The organism is Thermostilla marina (genome assembly GCF_054657455.1).
Genome location: NZ_BAAHYR010000001.1, coordinates 1,201,494 through 1,218,455 on the forward strand (window position 1 = coordinate 1,201,494; position 16,962 = coordinate 1,218,455).

Here is a 16,962-nt window from a genome sequence, read left to right on the forward strand (position 1 = left end):
TTCTCTGGTCATTGTATCGGTTGTCTCGCCGACGTCGAACGTTTCGTTTCCCGCAGGGCGGGTAAGTTCTCCCCGTCGATATGTTCTTACCACCGCGCGGGCGCGTTTTGCCGATTCGCGTGCGATTCGTCTCAAGTTTTGGGGGACGCATGACGTCGGCATCGGGCTGTAGCCCTCCGGCAACAGCAATTCCCCCAATTCGGATTGTCCCGACAACCCCGGGTAATTGACAGGTGTGACCGACAAAAATATCGGGAAGGTTGCGGTAGGTGTCTCAGTTTCGAAGTTCGATCGGTCGACCGCCCAAGGCGCCGAATTCGAGACGGTCGCCTTCCAGCCAGTAGCGTTGCCACAGTTCGAACATCAGCAGCGCCCACAGGCGATGGCCGTGATTGAACGTTCCGCTTTCGTGTTCGGCGACCAACGTGCGGACGGCTTCGGGTAGGAACCACTCACGGGCCAAGGTTCGCTCGTCGAGCAACACGTCGCGGATCAATTGTTGCAGCGGGCCGCGGAACCACGCGCCCAGCGGTACGCCGAAGCCCATCTTCGATCGTGTTCGGATCGGTTCGGGAAGGATGTCGGAAAACGCATCCAACAAGATTCGCTTGCCCCGTCCCCGATGCAGCTTTGCGCTGCGCGGCAACTGGGCCGCCCATTCGACCAGTTCGTGTTCCAAGAAAGGCGGACGGCACTCCAGGCTGTGAGCCATCGACGCGATATCGACCTTGGTCATCAGGTCGCACGGTAGGTACGTTTGCAAGTCGGTCAAGGCGATGGCCGTCACGCGGTCGCGTCGAGCCGCCGTGCTGTAGTTTGCGCGGAGGAATTCGATCGGGTCTTTCTCGGGCAGTCGAGCCAGGAATTCTTCGCGGTACAGCATTGCCCGGCGCGTCTGGTTGAAGATCGACAACCAGTCGAAATATCGCTCGAGGTAATCGTAGTTGATCGCTTCGAGAAATCGTTTCGCCCGACGAACGATCGACTTTTGCCGCGACGAACAGGGAATCGACTGCCAGATTTGCGAACCCATGACCGCCCGAAACCAACGTGGGAGCCGATCGATGTGCGAAGCCAACATCACGGCCTTATACCGCGGATAGCCGAGGAACAGTTCGTCGCCGCCGTCGCCGGTGAGGGCGACCGTGACGCGACGACGTGTCATTTGCGAGACGTACCACGTCGGGATGGCCGAGCTGTCGGCAAACGGTTCGTCGTAATGGTGGACCAGTTGCGGCAAGATCGCCAGCGCGTCGGGATTGACTTGGAATTCTTCGTGGTGTGTGCCGAAGGCTTCGGCGGCGATGCGGGCGTATTTCGTTTCGTCGAAGTCGATCTCGGGGAAACCGATGGAAAAGGTCCGCACCGGTTCCGGCGACGCCTCTTGCATCAGGCCGACGACCAGCGACGAGTCGATTCCCCCCGACAGGAACGCGCCCAGCGGCACGTCGCTTTCCATCCGCGAACGCACGACCGTTCGCAGGCGCTCGCGGATTTCTTCTTTTTGCGACTCGTACGAGGTATCGTGTTCGCGGTTGAAATCGGGCCGCCAGTAAGGGCAGACGTCGAGTTTACCGTCTTCGAACACGGCCATATGGCCCGGCGGCAACTTCGAAATGTCGCGGTAGATCGTGTAGGGGTGCGGCACGTACTGATAGGCCAAAAAGGCATCCAGCGATTGGGGAGAAACTTCGCGCGGAATTCCCGGTGCGGCCAACAGGCTCTTGAGTTCCGAAGCGAACACGAGCCGTCCCGCTTGCAGACAGTAAAACAGCGGCTTTTCGCCCAGGCGATCCCGTGCAAGGACTAGGCGGCGCCGAGCCGCGTCCCACAGCGCCAAGGCGAACATGCCGTTGAGATGCTCGACGAATTCGAGTCCGGTCTCGGCGTACAGGTGGAGGATGGCTTCCGTATCGCAGCGGGTACGAAAACGGCGTCCTGCGCCTTCCAAACGCCGCCGCAACGCCCGATGGTTGTAGATTTCGCCGTTGAACACGAGGACGATCGAGCCGTCGTCGGTCTGCATCGGCTGCTTGCCGCCGGAAAGGTCGATGATCGACAACCGCCGATGGCCCAGCCCGACGCCGATCGGAGCCTCGCCTTCGCGGCGGGGGGGATGTTCGGCGAGGTGGATGCCCTCGTCGTCGGGACCGCGGTGCGCCAGCGCCCGCGTCATGGTTTCGAGAACCGATCGCGAAAGCCCGAGCTTCGGGTCCGTCCAGACTGCTCCGGTGATGCCGCACATGCGCGTTCTTCCGTGAGGTTGAAACTCCTGGTCACCCCGCCGCGACCGAGACGACGCTCCTTTCGACGTTTCGCGGTTCCAGCAGCGATCGGTACAGGGTACAGTACCGGTCGATCATGGCCTCGGCCGAGAAATGTTCGACGATCCGACGGCGGGCGTTCTCTCCCAGTCGTCGGGCCGTTTCGGGATCGTTGAGCAAGTTGCGCGTATGGCGGATGAATTCGGCCCGTCCCTTTTCGCCCACGGGAACGAGATAGCCCGTTTCTCCCGGAACGACCAGGTCGCGGTTGCCGGGAATGTCGGTTGCGACCACCGGCACGCCCAATGCCATCGCTTCCATGACGGCGTTCGACTGTCCTTCGTAACCACTGGTCGACCACAGGACGTCGAGACGCCGCATGATCCGCAGGGCGTCGTTGCGATGCCCCAAGAAATGGACGCGATCTTCCAAGCCGAGGTTGTCTCGGAATCGCCGTAGGTTCTCGTAAAGCGGTCCGTCGCCGAGCACCAGTAGGTGCACGCGAGGACAAATTCGAATCAGCAAATCGACGGCCCAAATGGCGTCCTTGACTCGTTTTTGCGGCCACAGTCGGCCGACGACCCCGATCAATTGCGCGTCGTCGGGCAAGTCGAGTTCCAACAACAGAGCTTCTCGGGAAATTTGCGGTGGGGTAATCGGCTTGATCCCGTTGGGGATGACGGCGATCTTTTCCGCCGGAATGCCGTGAGCCGCGCAGTAGGCTTTTACGCCCGGGCTGTTGGCGACGATCTTGTCGCTACGTTTGGCCAAGAACCGATCGATCACCCATTGGGGCCAACCTTTCCACAGGTCGATGCAACGTTCGCCGCCGATGACCACGGGCACGCGGCACCGGCGTGCGGCAAGACGACCGTAGGTGTTCGCGGCGAAGAGCCACGTTTGCACGAGGTCGGGCTTCCATTGTCGCAACGTGCGGCACAAGCGGCGAAAGGCACCGGGATCGAGCTTCCACTTTTTTCCGATAACCGTGACCGGCACTTCGGCTCGGTTGAGCTCCTCGTGAAGCGGTCCGTCGCGGGTGAGAACGACGACGTGCACCGGGTACCCGCGGGCGCGGAGCCCCTTGGCCAAGATGACAAGCTGCTTTTCGGCCCCCGCCCGATCCAGGGTGGGGATGATGTGTGCGATTCGCGGCAATTGGGCGTCCATGGCCGGTCGATCCGATAAAGGGATGTTGTTGATTCCGTGCGTCGTGTCACTCGGTGAACGTGGCCGGTATCCCCCAAACGATTTCCAAAGTATTCTTCCCCGTTCGTTCGTGTTCTTTGTCTTGGCTATCTTACCGAATCGGAAACGTTTCGGCAGCATCGGTTTCACAATCCGACACCGTGCAAACGTGTGCAAATGAGGAAAATAGATCGAATAGAGGTTGTGGGCGGTGTCTGGCGGATGCCCTTTCGGCGGGGGGATGCCGGGTGCCTGCTCGAACTGTAAGATGGTGGCGTTCCCCCAATTGAAGGAACTTCTTGCCGCAGGGAAACGTCTATGCTTCCAGCCGCACGACAATTGCATTCGCGTCGGGCGGCGGAGATTTCCCCGGTGGGATCGGTCGGAAGGTGGGGTTCCGGCGTTTTCGTCCTCGCCGAGAAAAAAGCGGCCGTCTTCGCGGCCTTCTCACGAGAATTCGCTCACCGCGTTCTGTAAGGAGCAGAGAACATGCGTACGCGTTTCCCGCATCGCTTTGGGCGTGCCGCTTGGCATTGGGTGATCGCATGCGGCTTGCTGGCTGGAGCGGTCTTCTTCACCGGCGGAATCGTGGTGCAGGCCGATCCGGCGGCCGCCTGGCCGTCGCTCGCGTGGTTTGTGCCGGGCCTGGCTGAACAGGGAGAAGCCGCCATGCGAAAACAGGCCGAAACCGCCCAGCGCGACGGCAATTTCCGGGACGCCTACGATCTTTACGAGAAGTTGATTCTCGACGCCGAGACCGATCCGCGGTTGGTGGGCGGCGATTTGCGGAATGCCTGGCAGTGTCTGGCGAGACTCAATCGTGTGAAAGAGATCGACGCGCTGCTCGAAAAGGCCGTCGACGTGCATGCCGACAATTGGCGGTTGTTACAAACCGCGGCCGAGCTGTACGTCGAAATCCCGCACCAGGGATTCAAGATTGCCGGTACGTTCGAACGGGGACCGCACCGCGGCGGCGGAGAGGTCGTCAACAGCTACGAACGGGACCGCGTGCGGGCGCTGCAATTGATGCGGCAGGCCATGAAGAAGGCCGACCAGGACGACCGCAAGGACGAAGTCGCGCAGTTTTACTTGAAGTTCGCCCAATTGATTCTCGGGAATCGAGGGTACGGCGAGGCCTGGCGGTTGCAGGCGTTGACCGATCTGGAGACGCTTCCCGACTACGAACCCGGGTGGGGCTATTACGGCGGAGTCCGCGGGGCACCGGTCGACGAACAGAACAAGCCCGTCCTTTATACCGTTCCCGCTTCGTTCGACAAGGCCGCAAACGACGGTCAACGCTGGCGATGGTGCCTAACGCAAGCGGTCGAGATGGATCCGAACCTGCGGGACCAGGTCGATCACCAGTTCGCAAGCTTCCTGTACCACCAGTTCGGCGTTCACACGATGGCCGACTACGGTTGGTTCTTCCGCGGGTTGGACGCCTCGGACGACGATCGGGCGCAGACGTGGGCCTTGCACAAGTTGTCGGATGACGAAACGATCGCCCGGCTTGCGACAGGGATTCAGCGGTTCTCGCTTCCCGACGAGTTCAATTACATCAAAATCTGGCAACGCATGGCCGAGAACCCCAAGACGAGCTGGGGACGAGCGGCACTCTCGCAATTGGTCGAAATCTACTTGAACCGCCGGCAATACGATCGCGCCGCCGAGGCGCTTCGCACATTGATCGCCGGCGCCCAAGGCCGTGAGAAGGAGAACCTGCAACGTCGGCTCGATCAGATCGTCGGCAACTGGGGGCGGTTCGAGCCGCGGATGACGCAACCCGCCGGCAAAGGGGCGACCGTCGACTTTCGATTTCGGAACGGCGATCTGGTCACCTTTACGGCCTGGGAGCTGAAGATCGACACGTTGCTCGACGACGTGAAGGCGTACCTCAAATCGAATCCCGGCCGGGTCGATTGGAACAAGATTCAGATCGACAACATCGGCTACGACCTCGTGCGCGGCCAGCGAGAGAAATACCGCGGCGAGCAGGTCGCCAAGTGGGATTTGAAACTGGAGCCGCGGCCGAACCACTTCGACCGCCGCATCACGGTGACGACGCCACTACAAAAGGCGGGCGCCTATCTGCTCGAAGCGAAGATGGCCGACGGCAATACGAGCTTCATCGTGTTGTGGGTGGCCGACACCGCCATCGTGAAAAAGCCGCTTTCCGGGCGGCAGTGGATCTATGTCGCCGATGCCGTCTCGGGCGATCCGGTTCCCAAGGCGAACGTCGAATTCTTCGGCTGGCGACAGCGACGCGTTTCGGGACAAACGTACGTCGTCGAGACCAAGAACTTTGCGGCATTCACCGACGAGAACGGGCAGGTGATCGTCGATAAAGCCCGCGTCCCCGACGATTACCAATGGCTCATCATCGCCAGGACCGATTCGGGACGGCTCGCCCACTTGGGTTACACCGGAATCTGGTATCCGAGCTATTACGATGCGCAATACAACGCGATCAAGGTCTACACGATTACCGACCGGCCCGTCTATCGGCCTGCACAAAAGGTTCATTACAAGTTCTGGGTCCGGCACGCGCAGTACGACAAACCCGACGAATCGCAGTTTGCGGGTAAGGGGTTCCGTGTTGAACTACGCGACCCACAGGGCACGGTGATCGCCAAGAAGGAAGTCACTGCCGATGCCTACGGCGGATTCGAGGGCGAATACGATCTGCCCGAGGATGCCAAGCTGGGCGTGTACGGGCTGTCGGTGTGGCAGGGCAATCGGCAATTGGGCGGCGGATCCTTCCGCGTCGAAGAATACAAGAAACCGGAGTTCGAAGTCGTCGTCGAGGCGCCCTCGAAGCCCGTCCAACTGGGCGAGACGGTGAAGGCGAAGGTCTCGGCGAAGTATTACTTCGGCTCACCGGTCACGAAGGCCAAAGTCAAGTACAAGATCGAGCGGACCGGTTACACCGAAAAATGGTATCCGGTGATGCCGTTCGATTGGCTGTACGGCGCAGGCTACTGGTGGTTCGCGTATGACTATCCATGGTATCCCGGCTGGGTTCGTTGGGGGTGCGTGCGACCGTATCCGAGTTGGTGGCCGGTCTCTCCGCAACCGCCCGAATTGGTCGCCGAGGCCGAGGTTCCGATCGGCCCCGACGGGACGGTCGAACTCTCGGTCGATACCGCTTTGGCGAAACTGATGCATCCCGATCAAGATCACCGTTACTCGATCACCGTCGAAGTCACCGACCAGTCACGGCGGACGATCGTAGGCACGGGCACGGTCACCGTCACGCGGGATCCGTTCAAGGTATACGTGTGGTTGCCGTCGGGATATTATCGGGCGGGCGACGTGATTCCCGTCCACTCGATGGCCCGTACCCCGAACGGCGAACCGGTCGAGGGCAAAGGGAAGCTCGTCCTCTACGGAATCTCGTACAAAGACGGCCAACCGGTCGAAACACCCTTGGCGAAATGGGACATGGATCCCGGTCCGACGGGCGAGGCCGTCGTTCAGATCCGCGCCGCCAAGGCGGGACAATACCGGCTTTCGCACACGGTTACCGACAAGGCCGGACATACGATCGAAGGCGGTTACATCTTCACGATCATCGGCGACGACTTCGTGAGCGATCGGTTCCGCTTCAACGATCTCGAGTTGGTGCCCGACAAGGCCGACTACAAACCCGGCGATACCGTCCGATTGCAGGTCAATACGAACCGTCGAAACGCAACGGTCCTGTTGTTCGTTCGACCGGCGAACGGCGTGTACCTGCCGCCGAAGGTGTTGCACCTGAAGGGTAAGAGTACGGTCGTGCCCATCGAGGTGACGGCCAAGGATATGCCGAACTTCTTCGTCGAGGCGGTGACCCTGGCCGACGGTCGCGTGTTTACCGAAACGCGGGAAATCTTCGTGCCTCCGGCAAAACGCGTGTTGGACGTGACCGTCGAACCGTCGAAAAAGGAATACCTGCCCGGCGAAAAAGCCGAGGTCAAGGTCACGTTGAAAACGCTCGACGGAAAGCCCTTCGTCGGCTCGACCGTCGTCGCGATCTACGACAAGGCCGTCGAATATGTGTCCGGCGGCAGCAATGTGGGCGACATCAAGAAGTTCTTCTGGGAATGGAGACGACGTCATCATCCGCAAACCGAGCATACGCTCAGTCGCGGCGCAGGCAACATGAACCCGCCCGGCAAACCGGGGATGAGCAACCTCGGCGTGTTCGGGGCGACCGTCGCCGATGAAGAAGGGATCGAATTGGAAGAAGAAAATCTCGTCGACCGTCGCCAGTTGCGCGGAGCGGCAGCCGGCTACGGCGGATTCGGTGGTGCGATGCCGATGGCCGAGGCGGCGATGGCCGACGGCATGCCCGCACCGATGGCCGCTATGGCGCCGGGAGCGAATGCCCTTGCCAAGTCTCGCGCGGTCGCTGCGGCGCCCGCCGAGCAGCAGGGACCGGCGGCCGTCGTCACCCCCACGATTCGAAAAGAATTTGCCGATACGGCCCTGTGGGTGGGGGCCTTGGAAACCGACGGTGACGGAACGGCGACCGTCCGACTCGATATGCCTCAGAACCTGACCACTTGGAAGATCAACGTCTGGGCGATGGGACACGGCACCCGCGTCGGCGAAGGGCATGTCGACGTGGTCACCCGCAAGAACATCATCGTGCGGCTTCAAGCCCCGCGGTTCTTCGTCGAGACCGACGAGGTCGTTCTCTCGGCCGTGGTGCACAACTACCTGAAGCAAGCCAAGGACGTGACCGTCAAACTCGATTTGAAGGGCGGTACGTTGCAACCGTTGGACGATCTCGTACGGCAGGTGCGCATCGATTCGAACGGCGAAGCTCGCGTCGATTGGCGGGTGAAGGTTCGCCGCGAAGGCCGAGCGACCGTCCGAATGTCGGCCCTGACCGACGTCGAGTCGGACGCGATGGAAATGCAGTTCCCCTGCTACGTGCACGGGGTCGACAAGATGGTCTCGTACTCGGGGTGGATTCGTCCCGACAAAGAGTCGCTCGCCTTCCGGCTGAACGTTCCCGAAAAACGCCGCCCCGAAACGACGCGGTTGGAAGTCCGCTATTCGCCGACCTTGGCCGGTGCGATGATCGATGCGCTGCCGTACTTGCTCGATTATCCGTACGGATGCACCGAGCAAACGCTCAACCGGTTCGTTCCGGCGGTGGTCACGCAAAAGGTGCTCCTGGAGATGGGCGTCGATCTGGAAGAGATCGCCCGCAAGCGGACGAACCTCAATGCCCAAGAAATCGGCGACGACACCGAGCGAGCGAAGCAATGGAAACGCTACGATCGCAACCCGGTGTTCGATACCGCCGAAATGCAAAAGATCGTGAACACCGGCGTTCAGCGGCTGACCGAGATGCAGCTTTCGGACGGCGGCTGGGGCTGGTTCTCCGGCTACGGCGAGCACTCGTGGCCGCACACGACGGCGGTCGTCGTGCACGGGCTGCAAATCGCCCGCGAGAACGACGTCGCCTTGGTCCCCGGAGTCTTGGAACGCGGCATCGAGTGGCTGAAGCGGTACCAGGCCCGCCAGGTCGAGCTGCTTCAAAACGCCGAGAAGAAGCTCGAGGACGTGCCGAAGAAATACGCCGCCGACAACCTCGACGCGTTCATCTATATGGTTCTCGTCGATGCCGGGGCGCCGAACGCCGAGATGAAGCGGTTCCTGTACCGCGATCGACTGGGGCTTTCGGTGTATTCGCTGGCCATGTTCGGCCTGGCCCTCGACAAAGAAGGCGACCTCGAGAAACGCGACATGGTCATGCGGAATATCAATCAGTACGTGGTCCAGGACGACGAGAACCAAACGGCGTGGTTGAACATGTCGAACTGGAGTTGGTGGAGCTGGTACGGCAGCGAGACCGAGGCGATGGCCTACTACCTCAAGCTGCTCGCCCGCACCGATCCACAAGGTGAATTGGCGCCGCGGTTGGTGAAGTATTTGTTGAACAACCGCAAGCATGCCACTTATTGGAATTCGACGCGGGATACGGCCCTGGTCGTCGAGGCGTTCGCCGACTACATCCGTGCCAGCGGCGAAGACAAGCCGCAAATGACCGTCGAAGTGTACCTCGACGGCGAATTGCAGAAAGCGGTCGAGATCACGCCCGAGACGCTGTTCAGCTTCGACAACAAGTTCGTCGTCGAAGGCGAGGCGCTGACCGCCGGCGAACATACCGTCGAACTGCGGCGGAAAGGCAGCGGACCGCTGTACGCGAACGCCTACTTGAGCTACTTCTCGCTCGAAGATTTCATCCCGCCCGCCGGGTTGGAAATCAAGGTCGAACGAAAGTACTACCGCTTGGAACGCGTGGATGCGACCGCCCAGGTGGCCGGTTCCCGCGGACAGGTGATCGACCAGAAAGTCGAAAAGTATCGACGCATCCCGTTGGAAAATCTCGACGAGGTGACCAGCGGCGATCTGATCGAGATCGAGCTGGAGATCGAGAGCAAGAACGACTACGAGTACATCGTGTTCGAAGATCGGAAGGCCGCCGGGTTCGAACCGGTCGACCTGCGGTCGGGATACAACGGGAACGCGCTCGGGGCGTACGTCGAGTTCCGCGACGAACGTGTGGTCTTCTTCGTCCGTCGGTTGGCTCGCGGCAACCATAGCGTGAGTTACCGCGTGCGGGCCGAGATCCCCGGTAAGTTCTCGGCCTTGCCCACCAATGCCGAGGCGATGTATGCACCGGAGTTGCGGGCGAACTCGAGCGAGATCAAGCTACGCATCGCCGATCGTCCGATCGCCGACGAGTAATCGCTCGACGACGAGATACGTAGTTTACGACGAAGGGCTCCCGCCGGAACGATTCGGCAGGAGCCCTTTTTCATGGCGTTCTCTTCGTCGCCGGTTGTCGGCAACGGCGGTGTTGTCGCTCAGGTGTGATAGTCGGCATTCAGCCGCACGTACTCGGGCGTCAAGTCGGTCGTCCAGAATCGGGCCTTCGCGTCGCCCTCAGAGAGCTGGAGTTCCACGAGCGTGTCTTTTTCGGCACGAATCGACGCCGAGACTTCGGCTTCGTCGTACTCGACCGGCACGCCGCCTTGGTACAGGAGATAACCGTTGACCCGCAGCGAGATCCCCTTGGGATCGAACGGAACCCCCGCGTACCCGGCCGCCGAAACGATCCGGCCCCAGTTCGGGTCGGCCCCGTGGATCGCGGCCTTGACGAGGGGGCTGTTGGCGATCGTGCGGGCGATTTGCAGGGCGTCTTCCCGCGTTTTGCACCCCTCGACTTCGATCGTGATGAGATGGGTGGCGCCTTCGCCGTCGGCGGGAATCATGCGGGCCAATTCACTGCACAAGTCATGCAGCGAGGCCTTGAATTCTTCCAGATGATCCCCTTCCAACGGCGGCCCTCCGGCGGCGCCGTTCGCCAACAGCAGCACCGTATCGTTGGTGCTCATGTGCCCGTCGACGTTGATGCAGTTGAAGGTGTCTTCGACGACTTCGCGCAAGATCTGTTGGGCCGTTTCAGGGGTCAGTGTCGCATCGGTCATCACGACGCCCAACATCGTCGCCAGGTTCGGCCCCATCATGGCGGCGCCTTTGACCATCCCGGTGAGCTGAATTTCGCGCCGCGCGATCGAGATCGTGCGTCCGGCCAGTTTGTAAACGGTGTCGGTCGTCATCATGCCGCGGGCGGCAAGGATGAGGGCTTCTTCGTCGTTGCCCAGCCGCTTCGCGGCCAGCTCGATGCCCTTGGCGATCTTGTCCATCGGCAGGTACGTGCCGATGATCCCGGTCGAAAGGACGAGCGCTTGATCCTCGGTCGCACCGACGGCCTCGGCGGCCAAGCGGGCCATCTCGTAGGCGTCTTTGAGACCTCGCTCGCCCGTGCAGGCGTTCGCGTTGCCCGAGTCGATCACGACCACGCGGGTTTTGTCGTTGGGCGTCCGCTCGCGGTCGAGTTGCACCGGCGCGGCGAACACGCGGTTTTGCGTGTACACCCCGGCGGCGACGGCCGGCGTTTCCGACACGATCAACGTCAAGTCGGGCTTGCGCAGATCTCGTTTGAGTCCGCAATGGACGCCCGATACCAGAAAACCCTTGGGTACTCGAATGGCCATCGACTCGAATATCTCCCTATTGATTGTCGCGAATCATCGCGGAAACGTCTGCTTGATTCGGTTGCCGGGCACGACGTGCGGAAATGCACACGGTCGGCTCGAAGCCGTGTTTCGGCGACGTCCAACCGCCGACTTACAAAAGGGCGGTCGTTTCGGGATAGCCGTACATCAGGTTGAAATTCTGTACGGCGGCTCCCGAGGCGCCCTTGATCAAGTTGTCGATGCAACTGATGGTTACCACACGGTCTTGGACCAACCTTGCCGTGACGTGACACATGTTCGTGCCCATCGTGTCTTTAGTGGCCGGAAGGTGATCGACCACGCGAACGAACGGTTCCTCGGCGTAGAAGGTTCGCAGGCACTGGAGGAGTTCTTCCTCTTGGACGTCGCGTGTCGGTTTGGCGTAGGCGGTGGTAAGGATCCCGCGATCCATCGGGGTCAAGTGAGGAGTAAACACCACCCGCACTGCGCCTCCGGCGCGGTCGGCCAAGAACTGTTCGATCTCGGGCGTGTGCCGATGCCGCCCCACGTTGTACGCCGAGATGCTTTCGTTGCATTCGGGGTAGTGTGTGGTCAGCTTCGGCGTGCGTCCGGCCCCTGAAACGCCGCTTTTGGAATCGATGATGATGTCTTCCGGTTCGATCAGTTTGGCGGTCAGCAAGGGGGCCAAGGCCAGGATCGCCGACGTCGGATAACAGCCCGGATTCGCCACCAATCGGGCACCGCGGATTTGTTCCCGGTACAGCTCCGGAAGGCCGTACGGCACCTTGCCCAATCGGTCGGCGTCGGGATGCTTTTGTCCGTACCACTTTGCGTAAACGTCGGCATCGTGCAAACGGTAGTCGGCGCTGAAGTCGACCACTCGGCAGCCGGCGTTCAACAAATCGGGAATGACCTGGGCGCTGGCCGCATGGGGCAGGCAACTGAAGACGCATTCGGCCCTGGCCGCAATCTCGGCAGGGGAAAGATTTTCCAACGACAGGTCGAGCCGTCCGGTCAGCGACGGATGGACCATGGCGATCGGCGCGTTCTCTTGACGGCTCGTGACCGCGACGATCTCGGCCTCGGGATGACGCAACAGGATTTTGATCAGTTCCACCGCGGTGTAGCCGGTGGCTCCCATTACGGCAATTTTGGTCATTGTGGATTCCGGCGAAAGCAGAGAAACGATGAAGGTGTGATACCTTCCCGGCGAAATTGCCCGCAACCTGATCGGTCGATCCAAGAGGGCTCTGTTCGGTCGGGCGGCATCGATCGATATCGGTACAGATCGGCGACACGTTTCTCGGGCGAAAGGTTCACGCCCGGCGAATCGCCGCAACCTAAAGGCAAACCTGCAATATACCCGTCATCGGGATGAGCGGCTAGGGGCGACGGGCTTCGGGAATGGGGCCCCTCTGTAAGGCCATACAGCCCCCACCGGGGTTGTCTTCCGAAAACCGATGCTTTCGTCACGTCGTGTGGTTTCATAAATGCAACATCCATGCTTCGTTCCCCAATTGTCACGAGGCCGGAGCAGGTTGATAGGGTTTGCGTAAGTGTATGAAAAATAGCAAGTTACGGGCGATTTGTTTGACACGGACGTGAAAAACCGTCAAGATGATACTCTCCTCGGGTGATACAACCCGAGGCGGGGGAACTTCTTGGCATTTTGGGGCGTCCAAGAAATCGGAACAGACGTGAACGACGACGCGCAACTGATCAAAGCGACGCTTGCCGGAAAGACGGCTGCCTTCGGCCGGCTGGTGCGAAAGTACCAGGATCGGCTGTATAACACTATGCTCCACGTCGCCGGCAACGGGGTGGATGCCCAGGACGTCGTTCAGGAGGCGTTCATTCAGGCCTTTTTGCACCTGGACTCGTTTGCCCAAGAGAGTGCGTTTTACACCTGGCTGTACCGGATCGCCTTCAACGTCGCGGCCACCCATCGACGCCGGAGAAAACCCACCGTGTCGATCGAGGACGTCCGGGAACGGGTCGGCGAAGAACCGGCCGGTCAGGACGGCGGACCTTCCGAAGAAGTCGAGCGGCAGGAACGCTGTCGCCTGGTGCGGGAAGCCATCGCTTCCCTGCCCGAGGAGCATCGCCAGGTTTTGGTGTTGCGGGAAATCGACGGTTGTTGCTACGAAACGATCGCAGAAATCCTCCAGTTGCCCATCGGAACCGTTCGCAGTCGGTTGCATCGGGCCCGGTTACAATTGAAAGAAAAACTCAAAGAATCGCCTATCGATTTGTAGATTGCCCGACGTTTTGAAGCGAGTATGTCGGGAGTTCGATCGCGCGTGCTCGAAGCACGGTGATTGAAAGTCGGAAAGAACCATGAAGAACGTGCCGGAAAACGAACTGTTCAGCGCCTACCTCGACGGCGAGTTGACCGCCGAAGAGGAACGGCGTGTCGAGCAGTTGCTTGCCGAAAGCGACTCGGCGCGGCAACTGATGGACGAATTGCGGTCCCTCAGTGCCGTGTTGCAATCGCTGCCGCGCGAGCAGGCACCGATCGACTTCAGCGAGCGCGTCTTGCAAGAAGTCCGGCATCGGGTTCTCGACGATGCGCCGCTCGGCACCGCCGACGGACCGCGTCCGGCCGTTTCGGTGGAACCTTCCGACGACGAGGCGCTGCCGTCGATCACGTTCGGGACGGTCTTGCGTCGTGCCGTGCGTCCGCGAAACCTCATTTGGGCGATCGTGGCCGCCTCGGTGGCGATGGTGTTCTATCTGGCCGATGTGAACGACCGCGTCGGCGAACGACCGCAAGACTTGGCCTTGCGGCAGATTCCATCGGAGGAAGCCGAAACGGTTCCCGAAATGGAAGCTGCCGTGGAAGAAACCCTTCCCGCACCGGAATCGCTCGCGGTGACCGAAGACGCAGCCGCCGGCGCGACGGCAGAGACGATGGAGGCCGAGGCCGCACCGGCCATCACGCGAATCGAAGTGGCCCCTGCCGAACCGGCGATTGCCGAGGTTACCAACGTGCCGCGCGAAAGCGAATACGTGGCGGCCGAAGCCCCGATCGAACCGATCGACATTGTTTGCGTCGTCGATTCCCGGGTCGATCCCGAGGAATTGGCATCGATGGTCGTCGTCCGGCGGAATGCCGTTCCTGACCATGCTTTGCCCGGTGAAGGGTGGGAGTTCGCTGCTGAAACGTCGCCCCCCGCGGGGAAACGTCCGCTCGTGAAGATCGAACGACAACAAGTCGGGGCACAGCAAGAGATGGTCGTCGAGATGACGGCGAACGCCGCCCAATTGCAAGCGGTGCTCGACGAACTGGGCGTTCGGCCGGAAGTCGAGGAAATCCAGGTTCCGCCGCCGGTCGAGTCGTTGGCGCGGGCTGATGCCCAAAGGCGACTGCGCGTCGTACCTCGCGAGCGATTGGCGATGACGCGGCGTCGCGCGGTACCGCAAGCGGCGGCCTACGGTGCGATGGCCGATGCCACGGCTCCTTCGGCACCACAGCCAACGACGTTCGGACAATCCGCCCCCGGCGCATTGCCCGGCGGGCGAGGAAGTGAGCCCGCGGAAGGGGCCGCGCCGAGCGCGGGAGCTCTCGGCGGGGTGCGTGCGATGCGCACCTTCGGAGCGGCTCCCCAAGCCGAAGCGCTTGCGGAAGAAGCGATCCCGGCTGAAGAAAAGCCGGCGGCAGCCCAAGCAGCACGTACGGCTGCAAACGCCGACGAGCAGCGAGCCGAAACGGGAGCCGGCGCAACCGCGTATGGCGGTGAATCGCAAGTCCGTGCCAAAGCGGCGACACCGCGATTGGTGAAGCAGGACGCCCTCTCTCAGATTCAGGCGATGCCGAAGGCCCAGGTTCCGGTCCGTTTGGTGTTCGTTCAGGGGTTGCCGACCGCCTCGTCCGACCGGTCCGGCACGAAACGCGCTCCCCAAAGCGCAGAGGACGAGACGTCCGCGCAGCCGGCCGACTCCGACCGCTGACCGTTCTTTTGCGAGTCGAACCTCGTCAATTACGGCAGTTGACCCGGTCCGTACAGTTCTTGTGACCTGCCTTGGTGCGGGGATTTGTCTATCGATCGTGTGCCGGTGCACGCGGTCGCTTTTTCGTTTGTCGAGGTTCGAGGAGTCGAAATCGATGTCGCAAGTGACGATAATCGTGCGTCCGAACGGCCCATTCGTCGTGCAGGGGCCGGTCAAGGTGGTCGACGTGGATGGGAACGTATTCATCGAAAGCAGCGATAAGCCGATCGCCTTGTGCCGCTGCGGGGCGGCCAAGAATCGTCCTTTTTGCGACGGGGCACACAAAGAATGCGGCTTCCAAGCCGACGATCGCGCGTCGTTCCAAACCGACGCCTGATTCATCGAGCACCGATGTCGCCGGTCAGCTCTTCTTTTCGCGGACGACCGGCGACGGTGCCGACGAGCCGTCGGGCAGGTCCAGCGTACAGCGGTCGTTGAGTAGGTCGATCAGTCTGCGCAGTCGACCATAATTGCGGCGATTGAAGTGGAAGACCAGGCGAGGCAATTCGCACAGTTCCGGTTCGTCGGCTTCTTCCGCCAGCGGCGGACCCACGCGGAAACGGCCTGAACGCAACAGATCGCGAAATGTCTCGTTGATTTCTTCGAGGGTTTCTGCGGTCGGCGGTTCTCGCAGACGCATCACCAAATGATGACGCACGTAGCGGATGCTGTGGAAATTGCGATAGAAGTGCAGGATTTCGTGGGCGGCCGATTGCGCCGAAGTGCAGCGCCGGTATAGGGCGAGGTCGTCTTCGTCGATCATGCCGCGGGCCAATAGTTGATCGACCAGCAGCTTTTCGAAATCGCGCCAGTACGTTCCCTCGGGTTCGTCGAGTAGGACGACCGGGATCGGATCGCGTTTGCCCGTCTGAAGCAAAGTGAGGACTTCGATTCCTTCATCGAGCGTACCGAAACCGCCCGGCAGTAGGCACACGGCATGACTTTCTTTCACGAACATGAGCTTGCGCGTGAAGAAATACTTCATGTGAACGAGCTTGGGATCGCCGGCGATGACGGGGTTGTCGGCCTGCTCGAAAGGGAGCATGATGTTGAGGCCCATCGACGCCTCGCGACCGGCACCTGCGTGTCCCGCCTCCATGATGCCGCCGGCCGCGCCGGTGACGACCATCCAGCCGGCCTCGGCGATCAGACGGCCGAATTCGGCCGCCAGCCGGTAGGTCGGTTCGTGCGGCTGGGTACGTGCGGATCCGAAGATCGCCACTTTCCGGCACCAACGATACCGGCGAAACACCTTGAACGCCGTGCGCAGCTCACGCAACGTGCGGTTGATCAGCTTGAGGTCGCCTCGTCCGGCCCCGTCGGTAGCAAGCTTGTCGGCCGCCTCGCGAATGCGGCTGACTAGGGCGTTGATTTCCTCTTGAGGGGGACGACGCGGACGGCGGACCGTTCTTACATCGAGGCGGATTTCCCCGGAAGAGGGGGAAGTGTCGCGGTTGTCGCTCGAACGTGCCATGGATTCG

The 16,962-nt window shown here is 61.2% G+C and carries 9 protein-coding genes; 4 read left to right on the forward strand and 5 right to left on the reverse strand.

What is annotated here, in order from left to right; translation table 11 throughout:
• Positions 1–274 precede the first annotated feature (274 nt).
• Together asnB and ACYQ2I_RS04365 are read right to left on the reverse strand one after the other, a co-directional pair.
• Entirely contained in the window at positions 275–2,245 is a 1,971-nt protein-coding gene (gene asnB, locus ACYQ2I_RS04360; RefSeq protein WP_460165772.1) for an asparagine synthase (glutamine-hydrolyzing), read from the reverse strand.
• Between the two features lie 31 nt (positions 2,246–2,276).
• Complete coding sequence (locus ACYQ2I_RS04365) at positions 2,277–3,434, reverse strand: glycosyltransferase family 4 protein (protein WP_460165773.1); 1,158 nt, start codon at positions 3,432–3,434, stop codon at positions 2,277–2,279.
• A 507-nt stretch (positions 3,435–3,941) separates the two neighbouring features.
• Between ACYQ2I_RS04365 and ACYQ2I_RS04370 the strand changes: the two genes are divergently transcribed.
• Positions 3,942–10,196, forward strand: a complete 6,255-nt coding sequence (locus tag ACYQ2I_RS04370) for an MG2 domain-containing protein (protein ID WP_460165774.1) — start codon at positions 3,942–3,944, stop codon at positions 10,194–10,196.
• A gap of 119 nt (positions 10,197–10,315) precedes the next feature.
• On the opposite strand, the gene argJ is transcribed toward ACYQ2I_RS04370, so the two are convergent.
• Positions 10,316–11,509: a bifunctional glutamate N-acetyltransferase/amino-acid acetyltransferase ArgJ gene (argJ, locus tag ACYQ2I_RS04375; RefSeq protein ID WP_460165775.1), complete on the reverse strand. Its 1,194-nt coding sequence runs from the start codon at positions 11,507–11,509 to the stop codon at positions 10,316–10,318.
• 133 nt (positions 11,510–11,642) lie between these two features.
• Positions 11,643–12,650 (reverse strand): N-acetyl-gamma-glutamyl-phosphate reductase, encoded by a 1,008-nt coding sequence (argC, locus tag ACYQ2I_RS04380; protein WP_460165776.1) that lies wholly within the window; start codon positions 12,648–12,650, stop codon positions 11,643–11,645.
• A gap of 538 nt (positions 12,651–13,188) precedes the next feature.
• Here argC and ACYQ2I_RS04385 point away from each other — a divergent pair.
• From ACYQ2I_RS04385 to ACYQ2I_RS04395, 3 genes are all read left to right on the forward strand, one after another.
• On the forward strand, positions 13,189–13,746 hold the full coding sequence (locus tag ACYQ2I_RS04385; protein WP_460165777.1) for a sigma-70 family RNA polymerase sigma factor: 558 nt from the start codon (positions 13,189–13,191) through the stop codon (positions 13,744–13,746).
• 82 nt (positions 13,747–13,828) lie between these two features.
• Complete coding sequence (locus ACYQ2I_RS04390; protein WP_460165778.1) at positions 13,829–15,442, forward strand: anti-sigma factor family protein; 1,614 nt, start codon at positions 13,829–13,831, stop codon at positions 15,440–15,442.
• 154 nt (positions 15,443–15,596) lie between these two features.
• Positions 15,597–15,818: a CDGSH iron-sulfur domain-containing protein gene (locus tag ACYQ2I_RS04395; protein WP_460165779.1), complete on the forward strand. Its 222-nt coding sequence runs from the start codon at positions 15,597–15,599 to the stop codon at positions 15,816–15,818.
• Positions 15,819–15,842: 24 nt separating this feature from the next.
• Here the strand turns inward: ACYQ2I_RS04395 and ACYQ2I_RS04400 are convergent, their stop codons facing one another.
• On the reverse strand, positions 15,843–16,955 hold the full coding sequence (locus tag ACYQ2I_RS04400; RefSeq protein ID WP_460165780.1) for an LOG family protein: 1,113 nt from the start codon (positions 16,953–16,955) through the stop codon (positions 15,843–15,845).
• Positions 16,956–16,962: the final 7 nt, after the last annotated feature.